This window comes from Streptomyces sp. SID14515 (assembly GCF_010548505.1).
Lineage (GTDB): Bacteria > Actinomycetota > Actinomycetes > Streptomycetales > Streptomycetaceae > Streptomyces > Streptomyces caviscabies.
In genome coordinates this window covers 1-25,922 of sequence record NZ_JAAGMH010000138.1, presented here as the reverse complement: position 1 = coordinate 25,922, position 25,922 = coordinate 1, and the positions used below count along the sequence as shown (strand labels likewise).

General features: G+C 68.9%; 25 protein-coding genes and 1 tRNA gene. 15 read left to right on the top strand and 11 right to left on the bottom strand.

What is annotated here, in order from left to right:
* The first annotated feature begins 61 nt into the window (after window positions 1-61).
* The 6 genes from mycP (at window position 62) to G3I54_RS33315 (ending at window position 7,175) form a co-directional block, all read left to right on the top strand.
* On the top strand, window positions 62-1,270 hold the full coding sequence (gene mycP, locus G3I54_RS33340) for a type VII secretion-associated serine protease mycosin (RefSeq protein WP_239144697.1): 1,209 nt from the start codon (window positions 62-64) through the stop codon (window positions 1,268-1,270).
* A gap of 227 nt (window positions 1,271-1,497) precedes the next feature.
* Window positions 1,498-1,932, top strand: coding sequence for a hypothetical protein (locus tag G3I54_RS33335; protein WP_164620286.1), 435 nt, complete (start codon window positions 1,498-1,500; stop codon window positions 1,930-1,932).
* A 17-nt stretch (window positions 1,933-1,949) separates the two neighbouring features.
* A complete protein-coding gene (locus G3I54_RS33330; RefSeq protein ID WP_164620285.1) occupies window positions 1,950-4,328 on the top strand; it encodes a DUF6571 family protein in 2,379 nt (792 codons plus the stop codon).
* A gap of 32 nt (window positions 4,329-4,360) precedes the next feature.
* Window positions 4,361-5,044: a hypothetical protein gene (locus G3I54_RS33325; RefSeq protein ID WP_164620283.1), complete on the top strand. Its 684-nt coding sequence runs from the start codon at window positions 4,361-4,363 to the stop codon at window positions 5,042-5,044.
* Between the two features lie 142 nt (window positions 5,045-5,186).
* Window positions 5,187-5,696 (top strand): hypothetical protein, encoded by a 510-nt coding sequence (locus tag G3I54_RS33320; protein WP_164620281.1) that lies wholly within the window; start codon window positions 5,187-5,189, stop codon window positions 5,694-5,696.
* A 738-nt stretch (window positions 5,697-6,434) separates the two neighbouring features.
* Entirely contained in the window at window positions 6,435-7,175 is a 741-nt protein-coding gene (locus G3I54_RS33315; protein WP_164620279.1) for a hypothetical protein, read from the top strand.
* Window positions 7,176-7,259: 84 nt separating this feature from the next.
* Here the strand turns inward: G3I54_RS33315 and G3I54_RS33310 are convergent.
* A tRNA-Cys gene (locus G3I54_RS33310) sits at window positions 7,260-7,334 on the bottom strand.
* Between the two features lie 201 nt (window positions 7,335-7,535).
* Between G3I54_RS33310 and G3I54_RS33305 the strand changes: the two genes are divergently transcribed.
* The 6 genes from G3I54_RS33305 (at window position 7,536) to G3I54_RS33280 (ending at window position 13,690) form a co-directional block, all read left to right on the top strand.
* A complete protein-coding gene (locus G3I54_RS33305) occupies window positions 7,536-9,035 on the top strand; it encodes an MFS transporter (protein WP_164620277.1) in 1,500 nt (499 codons plus the stop codon).
* 39 nt (window positions 9,036-9,074) lie between these two features.
* Window positions 9,075-9,275: a ribbon-helix-helix protein, CopG family gene (locus G3I54_RS33300; protein WP_073738190.1), complete on the top strand. Its 201-nt coding sequence runs from the start codon at window positions 9,075-9,077 to the stop codon at window positions 9,273-9,275.
* Window positions 9,272-9,661, top strand: a complete 390-nt coding sequence (locus G3I54_RS33295) for a type II toxin-antitoxin system death-on-curing family toxin (RefSeq protein WP_164620275.1) — start codon at window positions 9,272-9,274, stop codon at window positions 9,659-9,661. The genes G3I54_RS33300 and G3I54_RS33295 overlap by 4 nt, the downstream gene beginning before the upstream one ends.
* A gap of 156 nt (window positions 9,662-9,817) precedes the next feature.
* Window positions 9,818-11,602, top strand: a complete 1,785-nt coding sequence (locus G3I54_RS33290) for a DEAD/DEAH box helicase (RefSeq protein ID WP_164620273.1) — start codon at window positions 9,818-9,820, stop codon at window positions 11,600-11,602.
* 499 nt (window positions 11,603-12,101) lie between these two features.
* Window positions 12,102-12,746 (top strand): helix-turn-helix domain-containing protein, encoded by a 645-nt coding sequence (locus G3I54_RS33285; protein ID WP_164620270.1) that lies wholly within the window; start codon window positions 12,102-12,104, stop codon window positions 12,744-12,746.
* Between the two features lie 155 nt (window positions 12,747-12,901).
* Window positions 12,902-13,690 (top strand): S16 family serine protease, encoded by a 789-nt coding sequence (locus tag G3I54_RS33280; protein WP_164620268.1) that lies wholly within the window; start codon window positions 12,902-12,904, stop codon window positions 13,688-13,690.
* Here the strand turns inward: G3I54_RS33280 and G3I54_RS33275 are convergent.
* The 8 genes from G3I54_RS33275 to G3I54_RS33240 form a co-directional block, all read right to left on the bottom strand.
* Window positions 13,650-14,960, bottom strand: a complete 1,311-nt coding sequence (locus G3I54_RS33275; RefSeq protein WP_164620266.1) for an MFS transporter — start codon at window positions 14,958-14,960, stop codon at window positions 13,650-13,652. The genes G3I54_RS33280 and G3I54_RS33275 overlap by 41 nt on opposite strands.
* A gap of 24 nt (window positions 14,961-14,984) precedes the next feature.
* Window positions 14,985-15,191, bottom strand: a complete 207-nt coding sequence (locus G3I54_RS33270; protein ID WP_164620264.1) for a hypothetical protein — start codon at window positions 15,189-15,191, stop codon at window positions 14,985-14,987.
* Between the two features lie 64 nt (window positions 15,192-15,255).
* Complete coding sequence (locus G3I54_RS33265) at window positions 15,256-15,891, bottom strand: winged helix-turn-helix domain-containing protein (RefSeq protein ID WP_164620262.1); 636 nt, start codon at window positions 15,889-15,891, stop codon at window positions 15,256-15,258.
* Between the two features lie 76 nt (window positions 15,892-15,967).
* Entirely contained in the window at window positions 15,968-16,948 is a 981-nt protein-coding gene (locus G3I54_RS33260) for a glycine betaine ABC transporter substrate-binding protein (protein ID WP_164620260.1), read from the bottom strand.
* Entirely contained in the window at window positions 16,945-17,814 is an 870-nt protein-coding gene (locus G3I54_RS33255; RefSeq protein ID WP_164620258.1) for an ABC transporter permease, read from the bottom strand. The genes G3I54_RS33260 and G3I54_RS33255 overlap by 4 nt, the downstream gene beginning before the upstream one ends.
* On the bottom strand, window positions 17,811-19,079 hold the full coding sequence (locus tag G3I54_RS33250; RefSeq protein ID WP_164620256.1) for a betaine/proline/choline family ABC transporter ATP-binding protein: 1,269 nt from the start codon (window positions 19,077-19,079) through the stop codon (window positions 17,811-17,813). Before G3I54_RS33250 ends, G3I54_RS33255 begins: the two co-directional genes overlap by 4 nt.
* Window positions 19,072-19,719, bottom strand: coding sequence for an ABC transporter permease (locus G3I54_RS33245; RefSeq protein ID WP_030087600.1), 648 nt, complete (start codon window positions 19,717-19,719; stop codon window positions 19,072-19,074). The genes G3I54_RS33250 and G3I54_RS33245 overlap by 8 nt, the downstream gene beginning before the upstream one ends.
* A gap of 40 nt (window positions 19,720-19,759) precedes the next feature.
* Window positions 19,760-20,233, bottom strand: coding sequence for an Lrp/AsnC family transcriptional regulator (locus G3I54_RS33240; protein ID WP_164620254.1), 474 nt, complete (start codon window positions 20,231-20,233; stop codon window positions 19,760-19,762).
* Between the two features lie 122 nt (window positions 20,234-20,355).
* On the opposite strand from G3I54_RS33240, the gene hppD reads away from it, so the two are divergent.
* The gene (gene hppD, locus G3I54_RS33235) at window positions 20,356-21,501 is read left to right on the top strand and encodes a 4-hydroxyphenylpyruvate dioxygenase (RefSeq protein WP_164620252.1); all 1,146 of its coding nucleotides are present in this window, start codon (window positions 20,356-20,358) and stop codon (window positions 21,499-21,501) included.
* Between the two features lie 83 nt (window positions 21,502-21,584).
* Here hppD and G3I54_RS33230 read toward each other — a convergent pair whose 3' ends face one another.
* Window positions 21,585-23,264, bottom strand: coding sequence for a tetratricopeptide repeat protein (locus G3I54_RS33230; RefSeq protein WP_164620250.1), 1,680 nt, complete (start codon window positions 23,262-23,264; stop codon window positions 21,585-21,587).
* A gap of 97 nt (window positions 23,265-23,361) precedes the next feature.
* Between G3I54_RS33230 and G3I54_RS33225 the strand changes: the two genes are divergently transcribed.
* Entirely contained in the window at window positions 23,362-24,729 is a 1,368-nt protein-coding gene (locus G3I54_RS33225) for an FAD-linked oxidase C-terminal domain-containing protein (protein WP_164620247.1), read from the top strand.
* A gap of 22 nt (window positions 24,730-24,751) precedes the next feature.
* Here the strand turns inward: G3I54_RS33225 and G3I54_RS33220 are convergent, their stop codons facing one another.
* Entirely contained in the window at window positions 24,752-25,234 is a 483-nt protein-coding gene (locus tag G3I54_RS33220; RefSeq protein ID WP_164620245.1) for an SsgA family sporulation/cell division regulator, read from the bottom strand.
* Window positions 25,235-25,481: 247 nt separating this feature from the next.
* Between G3I54_RS33220 and G3I54_RS33215 the strand changes: the two genes are divergently transcribed.
* Window positions 25,482-25,922, top strand: a 441-nt coding sequence (locus G3I54_RS33215) for a DUF2510 domain-containing protein (protein WP_164620243.1), incomplete at its 3' end; no start/stop codon positions are given.

Below are 25,922 nucleotides of genomic sequence, written 5' to 3'. Positions count from 1 at the left end.
GGTGGGCGCTCCCCCTGCACACGCTGATTCCGTTCGTTCCCGCCAGTGGCATCTGGATGTCATGCGTGCCGAGCAGATGTGGAAGACCAGCACCGGTGAGAACGTCACCGTCGCAGTGATCGATTCAGGCGTGGACGCTTCAGTTCCTGATCTTCAGGGGCGCGTCCTCAAGGGGAAAGATCTGGCGACGGATTCTCCGGGGGACGAGCATACTGACTACAACAATCATGGAACCGGGATCGCTGGTCTCATTGCTGGAACCGGTAACGGCGGCGGCAGTGGCGGCGCCTTCGGCCTGGCTCCAGGATCCAAAATTCTCCCGATCCGCGTCACGGATAGCGAGAGTAAATCCATGGGCGCGACAGCGGATAGATATTTCAACGATGACGTGTCAGTGGCAATTCGCTTTGCTGTCGATCAGGGCGCCAAGGTTATCAATATCTCGCTCGGTAATAACGTTGGATCGCAACGGTTGAGGGATTCTGTGAGGTATGCCCTGGATGAAGGTTCGCTGGTCTTCGCAGCCGCAGGGAACAGTGGGGATAAGGATAACGCGATCGAATACCCTGTCGGGACGCCGGGTGTTGTCGGCGTGGGATCCGTAGGAAAGGATTTTCGAAGGGCCAAGTCCTCTCAGTACGGACCGCAGGTTGATCTCGCAGCACCAGGCGTGGATGCCATTCACGCGTGTTCTGGAGGAACCCAGTTGTGCGAGAGCAGCGGCACCAGCGACGCAACAGCTCTAGCCTCAGCCTCCGCCGCCCTGACCTGGTCCAAGCATCCGGACTGGACGAACAACCAAGTTCTGCGGGTCATGCTGAACACTGCAGGCGGCCCAATCAGTGGCAAGAAGCGGTCCGACGGGATCGGCTACGGAATCGTTCGACCCCGTATCGCGCTCAAGACGCCCGGGGACCCCGGGCCGGCCGATGTGTATCCGCTTCCGGATCTCGCCGCAGCGGCGTCCGAGGCCCCTTCGCCGCAGCCCTCCAAGGCTGGGGGCGGTTCTGATCAGGGCGAAGAGCCAGCTGCCGCGGCTGCGGACGAGGGCAGCAACACCACTCTCTGGCTCGGCCTGGGGATCGGCGCGGCAGCCCTGGTGGGTGGCGGCGTGACAGCAGCGGTGCTCCGCTCCCGTCGACGAAAGGCTGTTGCCGCACAGGCTCCGCCGGCGTATCAGCCCCAGTACGGGTATGGGCAGCCGCAGTTCCAGCCGCCGTATCCGCCGACGTCTCCTCCCCCTGGTGCGCCAGAGAACACCCCGCTCTAGACCGTTGGTCTCAGGTCGCGGTGGCCCATGGCTTGAATAAGCTGCCCGGTGCCCGAAAAAGTTTGTGAGCCGAGTTCGCGCGTTGCCTTTCGGTGTTCCGTCGTGAGGGGTTCATGGATGTCTTGTTTTGATGCCATTCCGTGAATTCCGGCGGCTAGTGTTGGTGCCTTGAGCCAGTGAATCTGTCCAAGGCTTCGGCCGCTTGAGTAGACCATCACGGGGAATCCATGACGTTTGATGCGGAATGGTCGGAACTTCGCACGGAATCGACCCAGAGGGTTGATATGCGCCTCAATGGCACACCGGCCGAACCAGGAACTCCGAAGGGTCCGTCACAGGCTGACCTTGCCGTCAACGATGACGACCTGGGTGCGATCGGGCACGATGCGTACGAACTGCGCACGCGGCTGTCGAAGGACGGCGATCACGCGCGGCCCACGACCTTCGACGCGGCCATCGCGCTGACCAACAGCAACTTCGTGAGTGGATCCGGGCTGCTGAAGGTTCACGACCGTTGGCAGACGCACCTCAAGACGCTCCTCGACGCCTGCGCACAGATCTCGAACCACCTCGACTACTCCAAGGCCGCCCATCACAAGGACGACGTTCAGATCGTCGGCGATCTGCTCAGCGTCTCCAAGCTCAACGACTATCTGAAGTAGGTCACGGGGGAGTTGGCGTGCTGAAGTACGAGGACATCATCGACGCACCGCTCGGCAAGCTGAAGGAGGCTGCCGACGACTGGTCGGAGATGGTCACCAAGTTGCAACGCCTGGCTGAGGTGGCCAATGACGGGATGAAGGTCAAGGCGGAGAAGGCTGAGTGGGATGGAGTGAACGCCGGCGTCACCAAAGGGTTCATCGGCAAGACCGCCAAGGAGTTCAAGGACGCGGTCGCCGAGGCCAAAGGTGTCAAGCTCATTCTGGAGGATGCGCACACGGCCTTCAAGAGAGCCAAGGATGACCTGGTGAACATCCGCGACGTCGAAGGGCGCGCAGCGGGCATCCATGTGGACGCCAAGGGCAAGGTCACGCCGCGGAGGCCGCTGGAGGAAGACGTGACTGCGCGGCACGATCCCGACTATCCCGAAGCGCTGCGCAAGCAGAAGGAAGCCGTCGACAGCTGGCAGAAGAAGATCGACCTGATCGTCGACAACTGCAACGACACCGACGTCGCCTTCAAGAACGCGCTCGAGGCCAACGTCACCGAGGGCAAGGATTTCAGCAGCCCGAAGTACAAGAACCTGGACCAGGAAGAAGCTGCCCGCGCCGCCGACCTCGCACGCAAGGGACGCGACCTCACGCATGCCCAACTCCAGGCGCTCAATGAACTGCTGCGCGACAACGCCAAGTCACCGGAGTTCGCCAAAAGCTTCTACGAGAAGCTCGGCCCGGAGAAGGCACTCGCGTTCTTCGGGCAGCTCGCCACGGATACGCATGAGGGTGTGAACACTGATGAGGAGCGGCTCAAGGATGTCCAGGCGCTCCAGAAGAACCTGGGCCTCAACCTGGCCACCGCTTCGCAGGACAAGGCATTCACCGCGGAGTGGGGGCCGGAGCTCCGCAAGATGGGTACCCAGCAGATTCCGCTGTCCAAGTACGATACCGGCAGCGCTCCATACGGCTATCAGCTGCTCGGCGGAATCATGCGGTACGGGAACTACGACGCGAAGTTCCTCAACCCTATCGCCGAGCACGTGGCGCAGCTGCATCAGAAGGACCCCTACCGGTTTGCCGGCAACAAGCAGGTGAACGGCTTCCTGGACAATCCGTACAACCCTTCAGGTAAGAACGGATCCGGATACGACCCCACTACAGCCATGCTGGAGGCGCTGGGGAACAGCCCGGACGCCGCGAAGAAGTTCTTCACCGATGACCCGACGGCCTACAACGAGGACGGCACCGTCAACCGCGGCGCCACGGCAGACCTCGGCAAGATGAAGGCCGAGGCCACCGACAACGACCTCGGCGAGAAGCGTGAGGTGGCCATCGACAACTACCTCGATTTCTTCGGAAACGAGAAGTGGGAGTCGTTCCCGGACTCCAACTCCAACGATCCGGACAAATTGGTACCCACCCTCCAGTACATGCCGGACGCGCTGGGGCGTGCACTGGAAGCGGCAACTCTGGGCTACCCGGCGGGCGAACCAGACGCGAGCGTGAAGCAGGATACCGACAATGCCGCGATCATGCAGAAGGTCATGGAGAAGTACGGGGCGGACGCCGGCTTGCTCAAGCACCAGGAGGGCTTGGCAGACAGCATGGGCGTCATGGGTGCGGGATATATCGACGACATCAACTGGGCTTTGGACAAGGGCGACGTGAATAGCGTCTTCGCCCCCACCAAGAATATCGAAGGGCATATCCCCTTCGGTGATGACGGGGACAAGGCCCGTTCGAACGCTCGCCAATTCCTCAGTGCTCTCGGCCAGCACCCGGACGCCTACGCCACCCTTTCCGCGGCGGAGCAGGCATACACAAGAAGCGTGCTGGAAACGCACGTGGGCCCCGATGGAACCATTGACTCTGATGCCGCACGCTCGACCGTCCGGGTCGGCGCAGTGGTGCAGGGCATGCTCGACCAGTCCAGGGCCGACCAGGTCCAGGCGGACAACATGAAGAAGCACGAGGACTACGAGAAGGCGGTGGCCGAACGCGCGGGCTGGGTGGAGTTCGGCGCAGGGGTGGGAATCGCCGCCGGCGTCGCGTTCCTGCCGGCGACGGCTGCGGTGGGTGCGGCCGCCGTGCTGATCCCTCTAGCGACCGACACGGCCAGTGGTGCCGCGGAGCAGGTCATCGGCCAGGTCGTCGGAGATATCTCGGACAACTCTGTCGACAAGAGCAAGGAGAAGGCGGAGCAACTCACCAGAGAGGAATGGAACAGCATCTATCGCTCTGGTGAGTCGATGGCGGAGGCTCCGATGGAGGATTTCCTCGCCCTTCACGCGGCCAAGGAAGATTCAAAGCTCCGAGAGGATCTGAAGGAATCGATGCTCCTGGGCTATGGGGTCGGTAACGAACGAGAGAATCAGCAGGGTGTGGATCCGGAGGCGGGCTGAGGCTGCCCCGGTCTGCAATGAAAGGTATGGGTGTGAATCGAATCAGAAATAATCTGATCGTCGGCCTGCTCCTGGCCGTCTGTGCTACCGCATGCTCATCGGACCCAGAGCCTCAGTCGCCGTACGTCAATGCGGCGGAAGTGTGCGAGGGGGTGTTCGCGGGTGGCCTGGAGAAGACGGTGGAGACTGTGACGGGCGCGACGTCCTTCGAGCGGCGAGCGGGTGGTGGCATGAATCGGCTCATCGAAAAGATCGAGAAGGGGTATGCCTCCGGCCGTAGCTGGTCGCCAAGAGAAGATCTTTGCGAGATGGCTACGAAGTGGAGCCGCAATGGTGAAGAGACGGTCTTGGCTTTCCATATATACGCTCCACAGGACGTCAATTACCCAGGGAACCCTGAGGGGGCGAAGCGGTTCGCGTTGGGCAAGGAAGCGGTAGCCAACGTCCGGTCGGCCGGCATCTATTTTGAATGCGTCAGCCCGCAACTCGATGGCTCGAAGAACCGCCCGGCGCGGATCTACGGAGGACTGAGCGAAGCCCGCGACCGAGGTGATGCTCTGGAGAACTTGATGGACAACCTTGAAATTGTCCACTCCGCGTCTTTGGCGGTAGCCGAGAAGCTGGAGTGCGAGGACGACGCCGGTCTCCCCAAGAAGCTGGACCGGGGGCTGCGGCAGCTTCCACCGGTCAGCCGCCCGGCAGAGATCGACTCCTGATGACGATGTCGCACAGGTCGGACCGGTTGACGGCCGTCGCGGTTCTGGCCATAGGCGGTCTTCTCTCAGGCTGTTCCGGGGCGGTTAACAGGCGGAACCCCTAAAACTGGGGCAGTGCAAGTCGTTGCTCGGTGCCGGGAACGTGGAGTCGGTCGTCGAAACAATAGGCAGCAGTGATGTCAAGGCGAGCGGGACGCCTCAGGCCGATGTGCCGGCGGATCTTCTCGTGCGGGAGGCCAAGCGGTGGCAGGAGTCCGACCTGTTGCACACCCCTTACACCGCTTGCCGCACAGATGTATTCGAGGGTGATCGGATCAGCGGAACCGTCGAGGTAACGGTGAAGTGGTCCGTCCTCTCACTGAGGATGGTGGACAGCCCGGAGATCGGCCGGACGTGGCGCCAGGTGAACGAATCGCTGTTCGTGGCACCTGAACCCGGGCCGGCTCGCATGCAGTTGCTCGCGGTTTGCGCCGTACCCGGAGCCATCGCCTCCCAGCCGTCCGGTCTTCCGCTCCAGTTCGAGGCGGCGGGGAAGAGCCTGAGATCGGAGCTCCGGTGGGAACTGCTCAGTGCGTTCGCTCAGCCGGTTGTGGCAGAGATGGATTGTGCGAAGCCGCCTGTCATCCCCTCCTCGTTGCCAGCGGCCACATGAGTGGGCGCGGGGGACTCAGTCGCGGCCGCGTCGGCCCCGTCGGCGCGGTCATCGTGCTGTCTCTAGCAGCAGGGGCGGTCGGCTGCACGGGCAGTGGGAGCGCCGACGCAGCGCATGAGCGGGCCGCAGGTCCGAGGGAACTCTGCGGCGGCACCGCCGTCTCCGCCGAGGCGGCAGAAGCGCTGAAGGTGATCACGGGGTCGTCAAGGTTCGAGGACTCGGACGAGAAGTCCACCGTCGCATACGCCGCAAGGTCATTGAGCGAGGCGTACGATTCCCCCGCCGCCAACGACGGGGACATTTGCTACGTGTTCGCGGTGAACTCCGTTCCGAGCGATCGGTTGGAGGTGACCTGGGAGCTGGTCTGGGGCCGCCGGAGGGTGAACCCGCTCCGGAGTTCAGGGTGATTCCGATGGGGGAGCAAGCCCTGGCCGCTCCGGACGCCGGTGTTGTCCGGTTCGCCTGCCGGAGCGAGAAATTGCCTGGTTCCACACCGGCTCACATCAGGCTCGACGTGGAGCGCTGGTCGCCCGAGAAGCCTGAGGGGGACCCGGAGAAGTTGAAGGACGCCTACGCGACCGTGGCTCATTCCTTCGCCCTCGCCATGGCGAGGGAACTGGGTTGCGAGAACGACGGTGGGCTCGAGCCTCGGCCGGTACTCGACCCCGTGTGACGCGCGGTGCGGCGGCTGCGGGCAGGGGCCGGTACCGTAGCCGTTGACCAGGGGGAGGTGCCGGAGTGATTTCCGAACCGGAGATCGTGGGGGAGTACGAAGCGGACGCGCCCGCGGAAGTGGTGAGCGGGTTCGACCGGAAGCCCGCGGCCGGGCGGCGGCGGGGGCAGGGGCTGCTGTGGGGTCTGGGCGGCGCGCTGGTGGCTTCCGTGGTGTGGGCGGCGGCGGTGTTCGCGTACGGGTTCGGGGACGGGAAGCCGGATGTGCGGGGGTACGGGCTGGGGGAGCAGCCCTGTGCCGCGATGAAGCTCAAGGCGCTCTCCGGATCCGTCGGGAAGGTCGAGCACGAGCCGACCGAGCAGCCGGGGCGGGTCGAGCATCCTGCCGTCGACCGGGTCGACTGCGCGGTCTCGCTCGCTCCCTTCGAGGTTTCCGGGAAGAAGCGGGCGGACAGAGGGTCCGCCCAGATGTCTGTGACCATGAGGGTCGAACTGCACAAGGAGGCCGACCCGGGTCCCGAATTCGAGGCGCTGAGCACGAAGTTGGACCTCTTCGGGAACGAAGTCGCCAAGGTGGAGGGGATCGTCGGTCTCGGGGACAGCGCCTATCTGGTGACGCTGGACGACGGTTCCTCGCAGGTGTCCGTGCGGGACGGCGGTGCCGTCATCACGATCGGCATGTCCGTCTCGATGGCGTACGACGGCGAGGACCCTCCGGAGGGCGAGGTCGAGGCTCCCGAACTGACCCCGTACCAAGGCGACCTGATCAGTGATGCGCACGATGTGCTGGACGCGCTCAAGGCGTGAGCCGTGATCGGCCCGTGCGGTGCAGGGCGCGTGTACGCGGAAGTGGCCGCCCCCGACTGAGAGGGGGCGGCCACTTCCGCGTTGTGGAGACCGTGACCGGAATCGAACCGGTGTAACTCGAGTTGCAGTCGAGCCCCTGAGCCTCTCGGGCACACGGTCGGGAGTCATGCTGGATGCGCTGTTCCTTTGCTGTCCATGACGCTACGGGCCCCCGACCTTCGCCTCAAGCAATCCGGCGGGGCCGCAACGCGACTGCCATACGCCGTTCATACCCGGGGCTCCGGACCTACGACCAAGGGCCGAGCGCGGGACCGTATATCGACAGGGTTCAAACCGGCCCACGCCCCTTACCCTGAGGCCATGACCGCCCTCGAACCGCGTGACGGCGCCGATGCCGCACGCCTCACGCCGCCCGCGACCGACGATCACTCTCCGGACCTGTTGTCCGACATTCCCCTCGCGGCCGTCGAAGGGGTTCTCGGGCGCACCTACCGGGCGCTGAGCATCGGCATCGTCTCCGTGGTGTTCCTCATCGCGTTCGAGGCCACGGCGGTCGGTACGGCCATGCCGGTGGCCGCCCGTGAGCTGAACGGCATCCCGCTCTACGCGTTCGCCTTCTCCGCATACTTCACCACCAGCCTCTTCGCCATGGTCCTCTCCGGGCAGTGGGCCGACCGGCGCGGGCCGCTCCAGCCGCTCGCCACCGGGATCACCGCGTTCGGCGCCGGTCTGCTGCTCTCCGGGGCGGCCTCCAGCATGTGGATCTTCATCGCCGGGCGGGCGGTCCAGGGGCTCGGCGGCGGACTGGTGATCGTCGCCCTGTACGTCGTCATCGGGCGGGCCTATCCCGAGCGCATCCGGCCCGCGATCCTGGCCGCCTTCGCCGCGAGCTGGGTGATCCCCTCCGTCGTCGGGCCGCTCGCCTCCGGGACGGTGACCGAGCACCTCGGCTGGCGCTGGGTCTTCGTCGGCATTCCTGTGCTGATCGTGGTCCCGCTCGCCCTGGCCCTCCCGGCGATCCGGCGGACCGCCTCCGGGCCCGCGGACCCGGCCGCAGCCACCGAGCCGTACGACCGCCGCCGGATCCGGCTGGCCCTCGGGATCTCGGCCGGGGCGGGGCTGCTCCAGTACGCGGGGCAGGAGCTGAACTGGTTCGCCCTTCTGCCGGCCGCCCTCGGCGTCGCCCTGCTGGTGCCCGCCGTCCGCGGACTGCTGCCCACCGGGACCGTACGGGCGGGGCGCGGGCTGCCCTCGGTGGTCCTGCTGCGCGGGGTCGCCGCCGGGTCGTTCATCGCCGCCGAGTCCTTCGTACCGCTGATGCTGGTCACACAGCGCGGGCTGTCCCCGACGATGGCCGGGCTCTCGCTGGCCGTGGGCGGGGCGACCTGGGCGCTCGGTTCGTACGTACAGTCCCGGCCGCGTATGGAAGCGCACCGGGAGCGGTTGATGGTCAGCGGCATGGTGCTCGTCGCCGCCTCGATCGTCGTCGCGCCCTCCGTGCTGATCGAAGGGGTCCCGGTCTGGATCGTCGCCGTCGCCTGGGCCTTCGGCTGTTTCGGGATGGGCATGGTGATCGCCTCCACCAGCGTGCTGCTGCTGAAGCTCTCGGCCCCGGAGGAGGCGGGCTCCAACTCCGCCGCTCTCCAGATCTCCGACGGTCTCTCCAACGTGCTGCTGCTGGCCATGGGTGGCGCCGCCTTCGCGGCCCTCGGCGGCAAGGCCCTGGGCGCGGCCGCGCACGGGGCGGTGGAGGCGGGCGCCTCCGGCTCGCACCCGGGCGCGTTCGCCGCCGTGTTCCTGCCGATGGCGGGGGTGGCGGCGGTGGGGGCCTGGGTGGCGACCCGGGTGCGGGAGAGGTAGCGGTACCATTGTGGCCCCATCCGGTGGTACCGTTCTGGTATGGCTATGAACCTGCGTCTCCGTGACGACCAGACCGAAGCCCTCAAGCAGCGCGCCGAGCAGGAGGGGACCAGCATGCACGCCATACTGCTGCAGGCCGTGGACGACTATCTCGCCCGGACCGCGCAGCAGGCCATCGTCCGCAAGACGGCCAAGGAGCAGGCGGCCAAATGGGGCGAGCTGATGGAGCGGCTGAAGTGAGCTGTGTCTATCTGAGCTCGGAGGACATCCTTGTGATCGCCGAGCATGCCTGCGACGACATGCAGGTCGTCGTCCGGGATGCCGGCCTTCTGGAGTCGGCGACCCACCGGCCCTCGGCCGCCATGTTCGGCGAGGAGGCCTATCCCGACCTGATCGACAAGGCGGCGGCTCTCCTCCAGTCTCTGGCCGTCAACCATCCGCTGTTCGACGGCAACAAAAGGACTGCTTGGCTCTCCTGCGTCACGTTCCTGGCCATGAACGGCGTCGACCTGCGCCCGGACATCGACGCGGCGGAACGCCTGGTCATCGCTGTCGCCACGGGGGAGACGGACGAGATCAAGGCGATCTCCCAAGGGCTGCGGAACCTGGTCGTCCACGAGGTGTGAGGACCGTCCCAATCGGCGAAGTGGTCGCGGTGTTCGGGACGGTTCGCGGCCGGGCCCCCGGTAAGGTGGCCCGGTTGTCGTATCGCGGGCCGGACGTACCGGCCCGGTCCGGTGCCGACAGCGACCCACGTACCCGAGAGCCCCGAACCGGAGACCGTGACTACTACCACCGCCTCCCACCACCTCTCACCCGCCTTCCCCGGCCGCGCCCCCTGGGGCACCGCCGGCAAGCTGCGAGCCTGGCAGCAGGGCGCCATGGAGAGGTACGTCCAGGAGCAGCCGCGCGACTTCCTCGCCGTCGCGACGCCCGGCGCAGGCAAGACCACGTTCGCGCTGACCCTCGCGTCGTGGCTGCTGCACCATCATGTCGTGCAGCAGATCACCGTCGTCGCCCCGACCGAGCACCTCAAGAAGCAGTGGGCGGAGGCGGCCGCGCGGATAGGGATCAAGCTCGACCCCGACTACAGCGCCGGTCCGCTGAGCAAGGACTACCACGGGGTCGCCGTCACCTACGCGGGTGTCGGCGTCCGCCCGATGCTGCACCGCAACCGCTGCGAGCAGCGCAAGACGCTCGTGATCCTCGACGAGATCCACCACGCCGGTGACTCGAAGTCCTGGGGCGAGGCCTGCCAGGAGGCGTTCGACCCGGCGACCCGGCGGCTCGCGCTGACCGGTACGCCGTTCCGGTCGGACACCAACCCGATCCCGTTCGTCGCGTACGAGGAGGGCAACGACGGCATCCGCCGCTCCTCCGCCGACTACACCTACGGCTACGGCAACGCGCTCGCCGACGGCGTCGTCCGCCCGGTCATCTTCCTCAGCTACAGCGGCAACATGCGCTGGCGCACCAAGGCCGGCGACGAGATCGCCGCCCGGCTCGGCGAGCCGATGACCAAGGACGCCATCGGGCAGGCCTGGCGCACCGCGCTGGCGCCCACCGGCGAGTGGATCCCCAACGTGCTCTCCGCCGCCGACAAGCGGCTCACCGAGGTCCGCAAGGGCATCCCCGACGCGGGCGGGCTCGTCATCGCGACCGACCAGGACTCGGCCCGCGCGTACGCCAAGATCCTGAAGAAGGTCACCGGAGAGACGCCGACCGTGGTCCTCTCCGACGAGAAGGCCGCCTCCAAGAAGATCGACAAGTTCAGCGCGGACGAGTCGCGCTGGATGGTCGCGGTCAGGATGGTGTCCGAGGGGGTCGATGTGCCGCGGCTCGCCGTCGGCGTGTACGCGACCACCATCTCCACGCCTCTCTTCTTCGCCCAGGCCGTCGGCCGCTTCGTGCGCTCCCGCAGGCGCGGCGAGACCGCGTCCGTCTTCGTACCGACGATCCCGATGCTCCTCGACTTCGCCAACGAGATGGAGGTCGAGCGCGACCACGTGCTCGACAAGCCGAAGAAGGGCAGCGACGAGGAGAACCCGTTCTCGGAGGAGGACAAGCTCCTCGCCGACGCGGAGAAGCTGGAGGACGAGGAGACCGAGGAGCAGCTGCCCTTCGAGGCGCTGGAGTCCGACGCCGTCTTCGACCGGGTGCTGTACGACGGCGCCGAGTTCGGCATGCAGGCCCACCCCGGTTCCGAGGAGGAGCAGGACTACCTCGGCATCCCGGGGCTCCTGGAGCCGGACCAGGTCCAGCTTCTCCTCCAGAAGCGGCAGAGCCGGCAGATCGCGCACAGCCGCCAGAAGCCGGCCGAGGAGGCCGACCTCCTGGAGAAGCCCGCCGAGGCGCGGCCCGTCGTCACCCACAAGCAGTTGCTCAGCCTGCGCAAGCAGCTCAACACGATGGTCTCCGCCTACACCCACCAGAGCGGCAAGCCCCACGGCGTCATCCACACCGAACTGCGCCGGGTCTGCGGCGGCCCGCCGAGCGCCGAGGCGACGGCCCACCAGATCCAGCAGCGCATCGTGAAGGTCCAGGAGTGGGCCACCCGGATGACGTGAGCCCGGTGGTGTTGCGGCTTCGTCGGCCCGTACGGAGGTTCCCTCCTCCGTACGGGCCGACGGCATTTCCGGGCGGCCGTCCGGGCGGACTTCCGGGTGGCGCGGTGACGTTTCCGGTGGGCGGCGGCGGGAAATTTCTCCGGTGGCCGTTCACACACTGTTAACGATGGTTCACATCCGTGGACGTGTGGACCCGGCCGTGTCGTGACACGTGAACGCGCGTAGATGTTCGCTTACCGGACGCCGTCCCGCTGACCGGCCCTTATGCGTGGGCCGTACCGGGGCTCCGTGTCCGGAGACCGGATTCTGGACGAGGACTTCCGCTGAGCGGACCGGCTCGCTACTGTCCCCGCCATATGAACGCCCCGTGGCAACGCCGCCGCGGAGCGCAGCCGGTGCCTTGCCAGGCCGGCGGCCTCTCCGTGCGTCGCCGCTGGGACCGGCGTCGCAACCGCCGGAGCAGGACCGTCGTCGCTCACCCCGAAGAGGAGAGGGCGTCGTGACAGCGGAGACTTCCCAGACGCTCGACCGAGGACTGCGGGTCCTCAAACTGCTCGCCGACACCGATCACGGCCTGACCGTCACCGAGTTGTCCAACAAACTCGGTGTCAACCGGACCGTCGTCTACCGACTGCTCGCCACCCTGGAGCAGCACGCCCTGGTCCGCCGCGACCTGGGCGGCCGCGCCCGGGTCGGCCTGGGTGTGCTGCGGCTCGGCCGACAGGTGCACCCGCTCGTCCGGGAAGCCGCGCTGCCCGCGCTGCGCTCCCTGGCCGAGGACATAGGGGCCACCGCCCATCTCACGCTCGTCGACGGCAGCGACGCCCTCGCGGTCGCCGTCGTCGAGCCCACCTGGACCGACTACCACGTCGCCTACCGGGCCGGCTTCCGTCATCCGCTGGACCGGGGTGCGGCGGGCCGGGCCATCCTGTCCGCCCGCCAGACGACGGAGTCCGGCCACCCCGGTTACACCCTCACCCACGGCGAACTCGAAGCCGGCGCCAGCGGGGCGGCCGCGCCCCTGGTCGGGGTCTCGGGCGTGGAGGGCAGCGTCGGCGTCGTCATGCTCGCCGACGCCGTACCGGAACGGGTCGGGCCCCGCGTGCTCGACGCCGCCCGGGAAGTGGCCGACGCGCTGCGGTAGGGGACGTGCTGTGGTGGGCGTGCAGCCGCGTGGGCGACGCGCTGCGGTGGGTGCGTCGCGGTCGGAAGCGAGCCGGGCCCGCCCTCGCGGAGGGGGCGGTGAGGGCGGCGTACGCCTGGCGCGTTCCCGTTCGGCGCGCCGGTTAGATTGGGTGCGTGCTCACTCGTCTTACGCGCCCCCGCGTCCTCGCCCTCTGCGCGCTGCCCGTCCTCGCCCTGTTCGGCATGGTGGCTCTCGCGCCGCTGCCGTTCACCCTGGCGCGGCCCGGCGTGACCGCGGATGTGCTCGGCAAGGACGACGGGCGGCCGGTGATCACCATCACCGGCGCCGAGACCCGGCCCACCGACGGGCAGCTGCGGATGACGACGATCCTCGCCACCGGGCCCAAGACGGACGTCCGCATCGGCGAGGTGATCGACGGCTGGTTCCGTGCCGACCGGGCGGTCATGCCGCGCGACTCCGTCTACCCCACCGGCGGCTCCGAGAAGGAGATCGAGAAGCACAACCTCGACGACATGAAGGAGTCGCAGAACGTCGCCGTCGACGCCGCCCTGAACTACCTGGACCGCGAGCCCGGTTCGATGCGGGTCGAGGTCGACCTCGGCGACATCGGCGGCCCGAGCGCCGGTCTCTTCCTCTCCCTCGGCATCATCGACAAGCTCGACGGCAACGGCTCCGGCGGCGACCTCACCGGCGGCCGCACCGTCGCCGGTACGGGAACGATCAGCGCGGACGGCAAGGTCGGCGCGGTCGGCGGGGTGTCGATGAAGACACAGGCCGCCCACCGCGACGGGGCGACCGTCTTCCTCGTACCGAAGGCCGAGTGCCGTCAGGCGGAGGCCGAGCGGCCCGACGGGCTGCGGATCGTGCCCGTCACCACGCTGAAGGACGCGGTCGGCTCGCTCAAGGCCCTGGAGACGGGCGGGAAGGTGCCGAGCTGCTGACCTGCGGCGGTACGGACGGATCCCCGGGCTCCCCGGCTTCCGCCCCCGGCGCGTCGTCCAGCGTTTGCCAGGACGGGAACACCAGCGGGCTCAGCGTGGCCAGGAAGTAGATCCCGCCCATCACCAGCAGCGCCCCCGTCGCTCCCGCGCCCTCCACCAGCAGCCCGGCCGCGAGCCCGCCCAGCGGCATCGCGAACTCGCACCCCGCCGTCAGCGCCCCCGAGACCCGGCTGCGCAGCCGGTCCGGTACGCGCTCGTAGATCACCGTCGTCAGGATCGGGTTCAGCACGCCGCCCGCGATCCCGCCGAGCAGCATCGTCACCGCGAGCGGCAGCGTCGTCCCGGTCACCGCGGCGACCAGGAAGCGCGGCGCACCGCAGAGGATCACGCACACCGTGAACACCGCCCGGCGCGGGAAGCGGTGCCCCACCGCCCCGTACAGCAGGGCCCCTGCCAGCCCGCCCGCCCCGAACAGCGCGGTGAGCAGCCCGATGTCGGTCGCGCCGCCCAGCTCCGCCTCGGCGTGCACGGGCAGCAGTACGGCGTACCAGCCCTGATCGGTGCCGTTCATGAACATCACCATGATCACGACCGACAGCAGCAGCCGGTTGCTCAGCAAGTGGGCGTAACCCTCGCGGAGTTCGGTGCGGTAGGCGCGTACGGAGACCGGCGCCTCCGCCTTCCGCGGCTCGGCCGCGCGGATGCCCCGTACCCCTGCGGCGACCAGCAGGGCGGACAGCCCGAACGTCGCCGCGTCCAGCAGCAGGACCGTCTCCGCGCCCGCGAAGGCGATGAGGACCCCGGCGAGCGCCGCGCCGACCATCCGGGCGCCGCGCGAGACCGCGTCGAAGAGGCTGGCGGCCCGGGCGAGGGTGGTGCCGGCGTGCTCGGCCAGGTCCGGGATCAGGACGTAGCGCGCGGTGTTGCCCGGGGTGTGGGCGAAGCCGTTCAGCGCCATCAGCGCGCACAGCATCCAGAAGTCGAGGACGCCGGCGAAGTGCAGCAGCGGGATCGCGGCGATGGCCAGGGCGCACACGGCGTCGGAGGCGACGGCGACCCGGCGGCGGCCGATCCGGTCGATGACCGGTCCGCCGATCAGTGCGGCGACGACGATCGGCAGGGTCGCGCAGAACGCGACGACGCCTGCGCGGCCCGCACTGCCCGTGGTCTCCAGGACGAACCAGGGGACGCCGATCAGGGTCAGTGAAGTGCCCGCCGTGGAGATGGAGTTGGCCGCGAGCGTGGCGGCGAGCGGGGTGCGGTGCCCCATGGTTCTGTCCCCCCGAGTGGATGGTTACGCCGGATGGAAGGCGGCGGTGCGGCACGCGTTCGCGGTCGTGCTCGCTTCCCGGCTCTGGGTCGTCAGGCGCAGACCCACCTCGACCAGGGTCCAGCCGACCCGGGTGCGCAGGCTGGTGCGGGGGAGGCGGAACTCCGTTGCTCTGGAGTGGAGTTCGGCGGATGTGACGGTGTGCAGGAGGTGGTGGACGTCGGCGTGCATAACGGGCTTCCCTTCGGGTGGTGGGGAGTTCGGGGAGTGTGGGGAGTTACGGTGTGCGGCCCGGTCATTCGGAGGGGCGCGGGAACGTGTGCAGATGGGTCCGGACGACGGCCGATCCCTCGGTGTCCTCGGGGACGGTGTCGCGGTAGCTCTCCACCAGTTCGTGGATCTTCGTGGACAGCTCCAGCGCGAGTTCCGGGGTGAGGCGGATCTTGAAGTCGCTCAGGTCCCAGCTCCGCTGCCACTCCTCCGACCAGTCGCCCAGCGTGCCCAGCCAGGTGTTCAGCTCCTGGGCGTGGGTGGTGGCCGTCTCGTGCAGAACGAAGTCGATGGCTCCGCGCACCTCCGGGTCGGCGTGCGTCCGGAAGTCCGCGGCCTCGAACATCGAGCCGTCGTGCACCGACCGCCACCAGCGCTCGCGGCCCTTGCCCAGCTCCGGGGCGTCCTCGACGAGGCCGCTCTCCGCCAGCTGGCGCAGGTGGTAGCTGGTCGCGCCGCTCGACTCGCCCAGTCGCTCGCCGAGCTTGGAGGCGGTGGCCGGGCCGAACTCACGCAGTGTGTTCAGTAGTCGGAGCCGTAGAGGGTGCGCTACCGCGCGCAGGGTGCGGGCGTCGACGTTGTGGATCCGCCGGTCGGTTCCGTCTTGGCGGTAGGGGCCAGGGGTGTTCTCGCGCTGAGAGGCGTTCTCGTTCTCCGTCATGCTTCGACAGTAGAGATGCAAAGAGTCCTTTGCAAGACTTTTTTGCAACGAGTCCTTTGCAACGATTCTTTGTAACTCACCCCTCCTCGATGAACCCCTCCGCCACCAGCCACTCCTTCGCCACCTCGTGCGGGTCCTCGCCGTCCACGTCCACCTTGGCGTTCAGCGTCTGCGCGACCTCGGTCGTCAGCTTCTTCGCTAGCGGGTCCAGCAGCTCCGCGATCACCGGGTACTTCTCGAAGGTGGCCTCGTGGACGACGGGGGAGGCGTTGTAGTTGGGGAAGAAGTTCTTGTCGTCCTCCAGGACGTCCAGGTTCATCGCCTTGATCCGGCCGTCGGTGGTGAACACCTCGCCCAGCAGGCAGGAGTTGGACTCGGAGACCTGGGTGTAGATGATCCCGGCGTCCATCTTCTGAATGTTGCCCGCCGGGATCTTCATCCCGTACCGCTTCTCCATCCCGGGCAGTCCGTCGTCGCGCGAGGCGAACTCGTTCTCCACGCAGATCGTCACCGCGCCCGGGTCCTTCTTCGCGAGGGCCGCCACGTCCGAGAGGGTCTTCAGCTTGTACTTGGCGTTGTTCTTCTTACTGATGGCCAGCGCGTACGTGTTGTCGAGCGGGGCCGGCGGCAGCCAGACCACCCCGTTGCCCCGGTCCTCGTCCCGTACCGCCTCGTACTGCTTCCGCGGGTCGACGATCGGGTCCGCGTGGCCCAGGAAGGTGATCCAGCCGGTGCCGGTGTAGTCCCACTGCGCGTCGGCGTCGCCGTTGATGATGGCCTCGCGGGCGCTGATCGAGCCCGGCAGGTTCGTCCGGTCCAGGACCTCCGCGCCGGCCGCCTTGAAGACGAGGCCGGTCATCTGGCCCAGGATGATGTTCTCGCTGAAGTTCTTCGAGGTCACCGTCAGCGTCGCGCCCTTGAGCGGCTCGCCCTGCCCGACCGAACCCGGCGACACGTCGTCCACCATCGGCGAACCGCTCTTGAGCCCGCAGCCGCCCACCAGCAGCACCGAGGACGCGGCCGCCAGGACCCGGAAACCGTACGCCGTCCTCCTCATCGCTCCTCCAGCCCGCGCGGCGTCAGCGCCAGTTCGGCCAGCGAGGCCAGCCAGTCCACCAGCAGCGCCAGCACCACCGTCAGCACCGAGCCGATGATCAGCACCGGCATCCGCTGCGTCTGGATCCCCGAGGTGATCAGGTCGCCGAGACCGCCGCCCCCGCCGAAGGTCGCCAGCGTCGCCGTGCCGACGTTCAGGACCAGGGCCGTACGGACCCCCGCCAGGATCAGCGGCACCGCGAGCGGCAGCTCCACCTTCATCAGGACGCCCCGGCCCGACATCCCCATCCCGCGCGCCGCCTCGATCATGTTCGGCTCGATCGCCCGCAGACCCGCCACCGTGTTGGAGAGCACCGGCAGCACCGCGTAGATCACGATGCCGATGATCGCGGTCCGCGGTCCGATGCCCAGCCAGATCACCAGCAGCGCCAGCAGACCGATCGCCGGGGTCGCCTGCCCGATGTTGGCCAGCGCCGTGAACGCCGGGGCCGCCTTGCGCAGCCGCCGCCGGGTCAGCGCGATGCCGAGCGGGATCGCGATGATCAGCACCCAGAACGTGGAGATCGCCGTCAGCCGCACATGCTGCCACCAGCGCAGCTGCACATTGCCGCCGGTCAGCGAGTTCTCCGCGATCGAGTCCAGGTGGATGTTGGTGATCCATACGTAGGTGACGACCAGGATGACCGCCAGCACCACCGGCAGGAGCACCAGCTTCCGCCAGGTGATCCGGCGCGCCGGGGCGGCCGGAGCGGGGGAGGGGTCGCTCTCCTCGTCGTGGAACGCGTGGCCCTTGACGTCGTGTTCGCCGGGCGGCCGGGTGGGGGTGGCCGGTCCCTTGCCGGAGCCGGACTGATGGCTGGGGCTCATGCTCCGCCGCCACCCCCCTCCAGCTCCTGCTCCGTCTGGTGGACGCGCTGCTCCTCCAGCTCGTGCTGGTGCTCCATCGCGGTCAGCCGGTCGGCCTCCAGCAGCTCCTGCACGTTGTCCATCAGCGTCTTCATGTCGACGACCCCGATGAACTCGCCGCGCCGCCCGGTCACCGCGACCCGGCCCCCGCTGTCGGTCAGCACCGCCTCCAGCGCGTCGTGCAGCGTGGCGTCCCGGGTCACCGTGTCGTGCACCAGCTGCCCGGCCCGCGCCAGCGAACCGCGCGCCCGCATCAGGTCGCCGCGCCGCAGCCACTTGTACGGGCGGTTGCGGCGGTCCAGCATCAGCAGCTCGTTGTGCGGGCCGTTGCGCAGCTTGTTGAAGATCGTCTGGAGCGGGTCCTCGACCGTGACCGTCGGGAAGTCCGCGATGCCCACATCCCGTACGCGGGTGAGGTTGAGGCGCTTGAGGGCCGCGCCCGCGCCGACGAAACCGGAGACGAAGTCGTCCGTCGGGTTGGTGAGGATCGCCTCCGGAGTGTCGAACTGCGCGATGTGCGAGCGTTCCCGCAGCACCGCGATCCGGTCGCCCAGCTTGATCGCCTCGTCGAAGTCGTGGGTGACGAACACGATCGTCTTGTGCAGCTCGTGCTGGAGCCGGATCAGCTCGTCCTGGAGGTGGTCGCGGGTGATCGGGTCGACCGCCCCGAACGGCTCGTCCATCAGGAGTACGGGAGGGTCGGCGGCCAGCGCCCGTGCCACGCCCACCCGCTGCTGTTGCCCGCCGGAGAGCTGGCGCGGATAGCGGCCGTGGAACTCGCGCGGGTCCAGGCCCACCAGGTCGAGCATCTCCTCCACCCGGTCCTTCACCCGGGACTTGGACCAGCCGACCATCTTCGGGACCAGCGCGATGTTGTCCGCGACCGTCATGTGCGGGAAGAGGCCGGAGGACTGGATGGCGTAACCGATCTTGCGGCGCAGCTTCACCGGGTCGATGTCGGTGACGTCCTCGTCGCCGATCCGGATCCGGCCCGACGTCGGCTCGATCAGCCGGTTGATCATCTTCAGGGTGGTGGACTTCCCGCAGCCGGATGGCCCGACGAAGATCACCGTCTCGCCGGCCCTGATCTCCATGGAGACGTTCTCGACGGCCGGGTTCGGGTTGCCCGGGTACTTCTTGGTGAGGTTCTCCAGCTGGATGGTGGCCCCGGAGGTGGCGGCGGACCCCTCCTCCACAGCGACAGCGCCGGTCTCGGTCTCAGGCACGGATCCCCCTCGGGATGGTCAGCCGTCCCAGCAGGACGTACGCGGCGTCGAAGAGCAGGGCGAGGACGACGATGCCGAGCGTGCCCGCGAGGACCTGGTTGATCGCGTTGGCGCTGCCCAGCGAGGCGATGCCCCGGAAGATCTCGTTGCCGAGGCCGGGGCCGGAGGCGTACGCGGCGATCGCGGCGATGCCCATCAGCATCTGGGTGGAGACCCGGATCCCGGTCAGGATCGGCGGCCAGGCCAGCGGAAGCTCCACCCGGCACAGCCGCGCCAGCCGCGACATCCCGATGCCCGTCGCCGCGTCGACCAGCGACGGATCGACGCCCCGCAGCCCGACGATGGAGTTCCGGACGATCGGCAGCAGCCCGTACAGGGTCAGGGTGATCACGGTCGGCGCGACGCCCAGGCCGACCAGCGGGATCAGCAGACCGATCGCGGCGAGGGACGGAATGGTGAGGATCGTCGCCGTGGAGGTGATGGCCAGCGAGCCGCCCCAGCCGCTGCGATAGCTCACCACCCCGATGACCACGCCCAGCACGGTGGCGATGACCATGCACTGGAAGACCGCGCTGACATGCTGGAACGCGTCCGTGAGGAGCTGCTGGTGGCGGGTGTTCAGATACTCCCAGAAGCTCACACGCACTCCTTCGGCTCGGCCGGCCTCCCGGGCCCTTCGCTCAGTCGGCGTCCTCGGCCGCCTGTTCCACCAGCGGGATGATCCGCAGCGGAACCGGGTTCTCCATGACGATCGCCGTGGAGGCCCGGACAATGCCATCAAATCCGACAACCCGGTCGATCACCCGCTGAAGATCGGCGTTGGAACGGGCGACGAGCCGGCAGAACATGTCGCCGTGCCCGGTGGTGGTGTGCAGCTCCAGCACCTCCGGTACGCCGCCCAAATGGGCCCGTACGTCGGCCCCTTGGCCCTGCTTGATCTCCAACGTGGCGAACGCGGTGACCGGATAGCCGAGCGCCGCCGGGTCCACGTCGGGGCCGAACCCCCGGATGACGCCATTCGACTGAAGGCGGTCCAGCCGCGCCTGCACGGTCCCGCGCGCCACCCCGAGCCGCCGGGATGCTTCGAGGACGCCGATGCGCGGCTCACGCGCGAGCAGCACGATGAGTCGGCCGTCCAGATGATCGATCGCCATGAGCGTGCCTCCCGTAGGCATCCTGTACAGATAGTCCGGCCATCATGGCGACCGACTGGGCATATTGACCAGTGAATGCGCGAACTATTGCGCACCTTGCGATGTGGGGAGAGCCTTCGAACATGACTGAGACTCTGCACACCAGCCCCGAAACCGCCCGGCAGGCCGACCCCTTCCCGGTCAAGGGAATGGACGCGGTCGTCTTCGCCGTGGGCAACGCCAAGCAGGCCGCGCACTACTACTCGACCGCCTTCGGCATGAAACTCGTGGCCTACTCCGGACCGGAGAACGGCAGCCGCGAGACGGCGAGTTACGTCCTCACCAACGGCGCGGCCCGCTTCGTCTTCACCTCCGTGATCAAGGCGTCCACCGAGTGGGGCACCTTCCTGGCCGACCATGTCGCCGCGCACGGCGACGGCGTCGTCGACCTCGCGATCGAGGTCCCGGACGCCCGGGCCGCGTACACGTACGCCGTCGAGCACGGCGCGCGCGGCATCACCGAGCCGCACGAGGTCAAGGACGAGCACGGCACCGTCGTCCTCGCCGCCATCGCCACGTACGGCAAGACCCGCCACACGCTGGTCGAGCGCTCCGGCTACGAGGGCCCCTACCTCCCCGGCTTCGCCGCGGCCAAGCCCATCGTCGAGCCGCCCGCCAAGCGGACCTTCCAGGCGATCGACCACTGCGTCGGCAACGTCGAGCTCGGCCGGATGAACGAGTGGGTCGGCTTCTACAACCAGGTCATGGGCTTCACCAACATGAAGGAGTTCGTGGGCGACGACATCGCCACCGAGTACTCCGCCCTGATGTCGAAGGTCGTCGCCGACGGCACGCTCAAGGTCAAGTTCCCGATCAACGAGCCGGCCATCGCGAAGAAGAAGTCGCAGATCGACGAGTACCTGGAGTTCTACGGCGGCGCCGGCGTCCAGCACATCGCGCTCGCCACGAACGACATCGTCTCCACGGTCCGCTCGATGCGCGCCGCCGGCGTCCAGTTCCTGGACACCCCCGACTCGTACTACGACACCCTCGGCGAGTGGGCCGGCGAGACCCGGGTGCCGGTCGAGACCCTGCGCGAGCTGAAGATCCTCGTCGACCGCGACGAGGACGGCTACCTGCTGCAGATCTTCACCAAGCCGGTCCAGGACCGGCCGACCGTCTTCTTCGAGATGATCGAGCGCCACGGCTCCATGGGCTTCGGCAAGGGCAACTTCAAGGCCCTGTTCGAGGCGATCGAGCGCGAGCAGGAGAAGCGCGGCAACCTCTGATCCGCGCGGTCGGTGCGGAACGCCGCCGCGGCCCGGGGCAGTACCCCGGACCGCGGCGGCGTTCATGGTTCACGGCTTCCGCGTCACGGACTCTTCGACGCGTCGCCCTCCGCCGGGGCCGGGCTGCTCGCCGCGGCCTTGGACGGAGGCGCGGACGCAGCCGTGTCCGGGGACTTCGCGGGGGCGGCGGCCGACTTCGAGGGGGCCGGAGCCTCCGGCTTCGTCTCCCGCTTCGGCTCCGGCTTCGGCTCGGGCGCCGGCGGGGGTGGAGGCGGCTGCAGGTCGCCCGGCCCGCCCGGCGGCGGCTCGCCCAGCGCGTCCAGTGCCTCCTGGGCCAGCGGCGCGGCGAGCGGCGAGAAGGCCGGGTTGGTGCGTACGGCCTGCTCCAGATTCCGGCGCGCCGGACCGTAGTCCGCCAGCTCCCGCTGGATCACGCCCAGGTGGTACGCGTACGAGGCGTTCCGTACGCCCGTGTCGACGGCCCGCTCCGCGTACTCCAGGCCCTCCTGCGACCTGCCCGCCCGGTGCAGCGCCCAGCCCAGCGCGTCCGCCACCGCCGCACTGCGGTGCTGCTTCGCCCACTGGCCGCGCAGCAGCTCCACCGCCGTGTCCGGGTCCCCGTGGTCGGCCTCGAAGCGGGCCAGCACCAGGGACTCGTCGGCCCCGGCCTTCTTCGCCTCCGCCACCATCTCCCGCAGCTTCGTGTACTGGGTGCGGGCGTCCCCGTCCAGCCCTAGCGACTCGTACAGCTCGCCCAGCTCCAGGGCGTACTCCGGGCGCGGAAGCTGTTCCAGCGCGCTCTGGTACGCGGCCAGCGCCTCGTCGGTGCGGTCCAGCGCCACCAGGGCCCGGGCCCGGCCCGCCAGCGCGGGGTGGTGACCGGCGTCCGTGCGCAGCGCCGCGTCGAACTGCGCCACCGCCTCCTCCGGTTCGCCCCGCTCCCAGGCCAGCTCGCCGAGCCGGTGCAGCGCCTCGGCCTTCTCGGCGGGCTGCGTCGCCCGGTCGGCCGCCTCCCGGGCGGTGGCCAGCGCGTCCTCGCGCCAGCCCTGGCCCCGGTACAGATCGGCGGTGCGGGCCAGCGCCGGAACGCCCTTGCGCAACTCGCCGAACTTCTCCGTCGCCGCGGTCGCCGCCTTCTGGTCGCCGAGCCCGGTGTACGCGTCGATGAGGACCGGATACACGCTCCAGGTCGTCGGCTGCTGCTTCCGCACCGTCTCGCCCCACCGCTTCGCCGCGAGGAAGTCGTGCCGGGCGTTGGCCAGGGCCGCCAGACCCACCCACGCCTCCCCGTTGCCGCGCTCGCCCGGTTGTGCCTCCAGCGAACGCTTCAGGGCCTGTTCCGCGCGGGCGTAGTACGCCGTGTCCGCCGAACGCCGCGCCCACTCCACGTACGCCGTGCCGAGCGTCGCCAGGGACGGGGCGTCCTTCGGGTGGGACTCCACCCACTTCTGCCGGTCCCCGATCAGCGCGGTGAGGTCCGAGAGCGAGGCGGGGGAGCCCGCGGTCGTCGCCGCCTCGGCCCGCTCGACCGGACCCGGCTCCTTCGGCCCGTCGCCCTCCCCGTCGTCCACCGCTACCAGCGCCCCGGCCAGCAGCACCCCGGCCGCCACCGCGCCGACCGCGGCCCGGCGCAACGTCGTCCGCAGGGTCGGAGGCGGCGGGGGTACGGCGGTGGCGCCTTCGGCGGGCAGCGCGTAGGGGTCCTGCGGGGACGGCTCGGGCGGCCGGCGGGACTCGGGATCCTGCTGGGGCATGACATCCATGGCCATCACTGTGCGTCAGTCATACGAGCACACCGCGCCTTGGGATCGTTGCCGCCCACGGGTTCACACCTTTGGCCCCGGGTGTCACGCTTGGATCATGAGCGATCTCCTCGAACGGCTGCGCGCGGGACTGCCTCCCGAGGCGCTGATCACCGATCCGGACGTCACCGCGTCCTACGCCCACGACATGGCGAGCTTCTGCGAGGCCGGCACCCCGGCCGTCGTCGTGCTCCCGCGCACGGTCGAGCAGGTCCAGCACGTCATGCGCACCGCCACCGCGCTGCGCGTCCCGGTCGTCCCGCAGGGCGCCCGTACCGGCCTGTCCGGCGCGGCCAACGCCTCGGACGGCTGCATCGTGCTCTCCCTGGTGAGGATGGACCGGATCCTGGAGATCAGCCCGGTCGACCGGATCGCCGTCGTCGAACCGGGCGTCGTCAACGCGGTGCTCTCACGCGCTGTGAACGAACACGGTCTGTACTACCCGCCGGACCCTTCCAGCTGGGAGACGTGCACCATCGGCGGCAACATCGGCACCGCGTCCGGCGGCCTGTGCTGCGTGAAGTACGGGGTCACCGCCGAGTACGTCCTGGGGCTGGAGGTCGTCCTCGCCGACGGGCGGCTCCTGACCACCGGCCGCCGCACCGCCAAGGGCGTCGCCGGATACGACCTGACCCGGCTCTTCGTCGGCTCCGAGGGCAGCCTCGGAATCGTCGTCAAGGCCGTCCTCGCGCTCAAACCGCAGCCGCCCCGGCAGCTCGTCCTCGCCGCCGAGTTCCCCTCCGCGGCCGCCGCCTGTGACGCTGTGTGCCGGATCATGGAGCGCGGTCACACCCCGTCACTCCTCGAACTGATGGACCGTACGACCGTGCGTGCCGTCAACGCGCTGGCCTCCATGGGCCTGCCCGAGACCACCGAGGCCCTGCTCCTCTGCGCCTTCGACACCCCCGACCCGTCGGCCGACCTCGCCGCCGTCGGCGAGCTGTGCACCGCCGCCGGGGCCACCGAAGTGGTCCCCGCCGATAACCCGGCCGAGTCCGAACTGCTCCTCCAGGCCCGCCGGATGTCGCTCACCGCGCTGGAGACCGTCAAGTCCGCCACGATGATCGACGACGTCTGCGTACCGCGCTCGCGGCTCGGCGCGATGCTCGCGGGCACGGCCGCCATCGCCGAGGAGTACGACCTCACCATCGGCGTCTGCGCCCACGCGGGCGACGGCAACACCCACCCCGTCGTCTGCTTCGACCACCACGACCCCGACGAGTCCCGCCGGGCCCGCGCGTCCTTCGACGCCATCATGGCGCTCGGTCTGGAGCTCGGCGGAACCATCACCGGCGAACACGGCGTCGGAGTCCTCAAGAAGGAGTGGCTCGCCCGCGAACTGGGCGAGACCGGCGTCGAACTGCAACGCTCCATCAAGGCCGCCTTCGATCCGCTCGGTCTCCTCAACCCCGGCAAGCTCTTCTGACCGCCCTCCTGTTCGGCGGCTCTCACACCTCACCGTCCTGGGACGGCGACTCGTCCGCCGACCACGGGTCGCTCAGCCACAGGTCGTCGGCCGGCAGCGGGGCCAGCAGCTCCGCCAGAGCCTCGTCGATGCCGAGCCGGTCGCCCTCGGTGCCCGGCGGCACCACCCGCAGGGTCCGCTCCACCCAGGCGGCCACGGCGGCCGAGGGCACCTCCAGCAGGGCGTTGCCGTCGGGGGAGGTGAGGGCCACGCAGATCACGCTGCGGCCCGCGACCTTCGTCGGCCAGATCCGTACGTCCCCGTGCCCGCACGGCCGGAACACACCCTCCACCAGCAGCTCCCGGGCGAACGTCCAGTGCACGGGCGACTCGGAGCCGATGTGGAAGGCGATGTGCACGGCGTACGGGTCGTCGGTGCGATACGTCAGCCGGGCGGGTACCGGGATGGACCGCTCGGGGGACAGGACGAGACGCAGCTCCAGCTCACGTTCCACGATGCTCATCATCAGAATGCACAACCTTCCGGTGCTCATGGGCCGGTCCCGTGACCGTCCCGCACAAGGAGAGAGCGCCCTCCCCGCCACCTATTACGCGACTTCTCAAAAAAACTTCGGGCCGTCCCGAAAGTGGTCCCAAACAGGTGGACCGGCCCGGGGGCGGGCGGCTGTCTGATAGATGTGGACCCTTGTATTGAGACCGTCCGCCCGCCCGGCGGGGACGGCCTGAGGCCTCGAAGAGATACGGGACCCGCTGATGAGCGCGCCAACTCCGGCACCCGGTGACGAAAGCCCCCGCGAGGGCTACTACCCCGACCCCTCCATCCCCGGCTACGTCCGGTACTGGAACGGCGCGTCCTGGGTCCCCGGTACGAGCCGCCCCGCGCCCCGGCAGTCGGGCCCGGCGGCCGCCCAGGGCCCGGCGCCCGCCGCCGGTGCGCAGACCGCGCCGGTGGAGGAGACCGGGCCGATCTTCTTCGACGAGGAGGACGGCCTCCGGTCCGGCCAGGGCGCACCGGCCGGCCCCGGCGAACCCGTCACGGACCGTGCGGACCAGGGCGACGCCGCGTCCGTCTGGCAGGCGGACACCGCACGCCAGAACGGCTTCGGCGGCGAACGGGACCGCCGGGTCGAGTGGGGCGGACCGGCGCAGGAGCCCGCGGGCCCCGGCCCCGGAGGCCCGTCGGCGCCCGCCGAC

Excerpts from the sequence above, each read along its gene's own strand:
- G3I54_RS33335 (WP_164620286.1), top strand. The coding sequence starts at position 1,498 with ATGACGTTTGATGCGGAATGGTCGGAACTTCGCACGGAATCGACCCAG.
- hppD (WP_164620252.1), top strand. The coding sequence starts at position 20,356 with ATGACTGAGACTCTGCACACCAGCCCCGAAACCGCCCGGCAGGCCGAC.
- G3I54_RS33300 (WP_073738190.1), top strand. The coding sequence starts at position 9,075 with ATGGCTATGAACCTGCGTCTCCGTGACGACCAGACCGAAGCCCTCAAG.
- G3I54_RS33220 (WP_164620245.1), bottom strand. The coding sequence starts at position 25,234 with ATGATGAGCATCGTGGAACGTGAGCTGGAGCTGCGTCTCGTCCTGTCC.
- G3I54_RS33275 (WP_164620266.1), bottom strand. The coding sequence starts at position 14,960 with ATGGGGCACCGCACCCCGCTCGCCGCCACGCTCGCGGCCAACTCCATC.
- G3I54_RS33240 (WP_164620254.1), bottom strand. The coding sequence starts at position 20,233 with ATGGCGATCGATCATCTGGACGGCCGACTCATCGTGCTGCTCGCGCGT.
- G3I54_RS33255 (WP_164620258.1), bottom strand. The coding sequence starts at position 17,814 with ATGAGCCCCAGCCATCAGTCCGGCTCCGGCAAGGGACCGGCCACCCCC.
- G3I54_RS33230 (WP_164620250.1), bottom strand. The coding sequence starts at position 23,264 with ATGGATGTCATGCCCCAGCAGGATCCCGAGTCCCGCCGGCCGCCCGAG.
- mycP (WP_239144697.1), top strand. The coding sequence starts at position 62 with ATGCGTGCCGAGCAGATGTGGAAGACCAGCACCGGTGAGAACGTCACC.
- G3I54_RS33260 (WP_164620260.1), bottom strand. The coding sequence starts at position 16,948 with ATGAGGAGGACGGCGTACGGTTTCCGGGTCCTGGCGGCCGCGTCCTCG.
- G3I54_RS33225 (WP_164620247.1), top strand. The coding sequence starts at position 23,362 with ATGAGCGATCTCCTCGAACGGCTGCGCGCGGGACTGCCTCCCGAGGCG.
- G3I54_RS33305 (WP_164620277.1), top strand. The coding sequence starts at position 7,536 with ATGACCGCCCTCGAACCGCGTGACGGCGCCGATGCCGCACGCCTCACG.
- G3I54_RS33270 (WP_164620264.1), bottom strand. The coding sequence starts at position 15,191 with ATGCACGCCGACGTCCACCACCTCCTGCACACCGTCACATCCGCCGAA.
- G3I54_RS33265 (WP_164620262.1), bottom strand. The coding sequence starts at position 15,891 with ATGACGGAGAACGAGAACGCCTCTCAGCGCGAGAACACCCCTGGCCCC.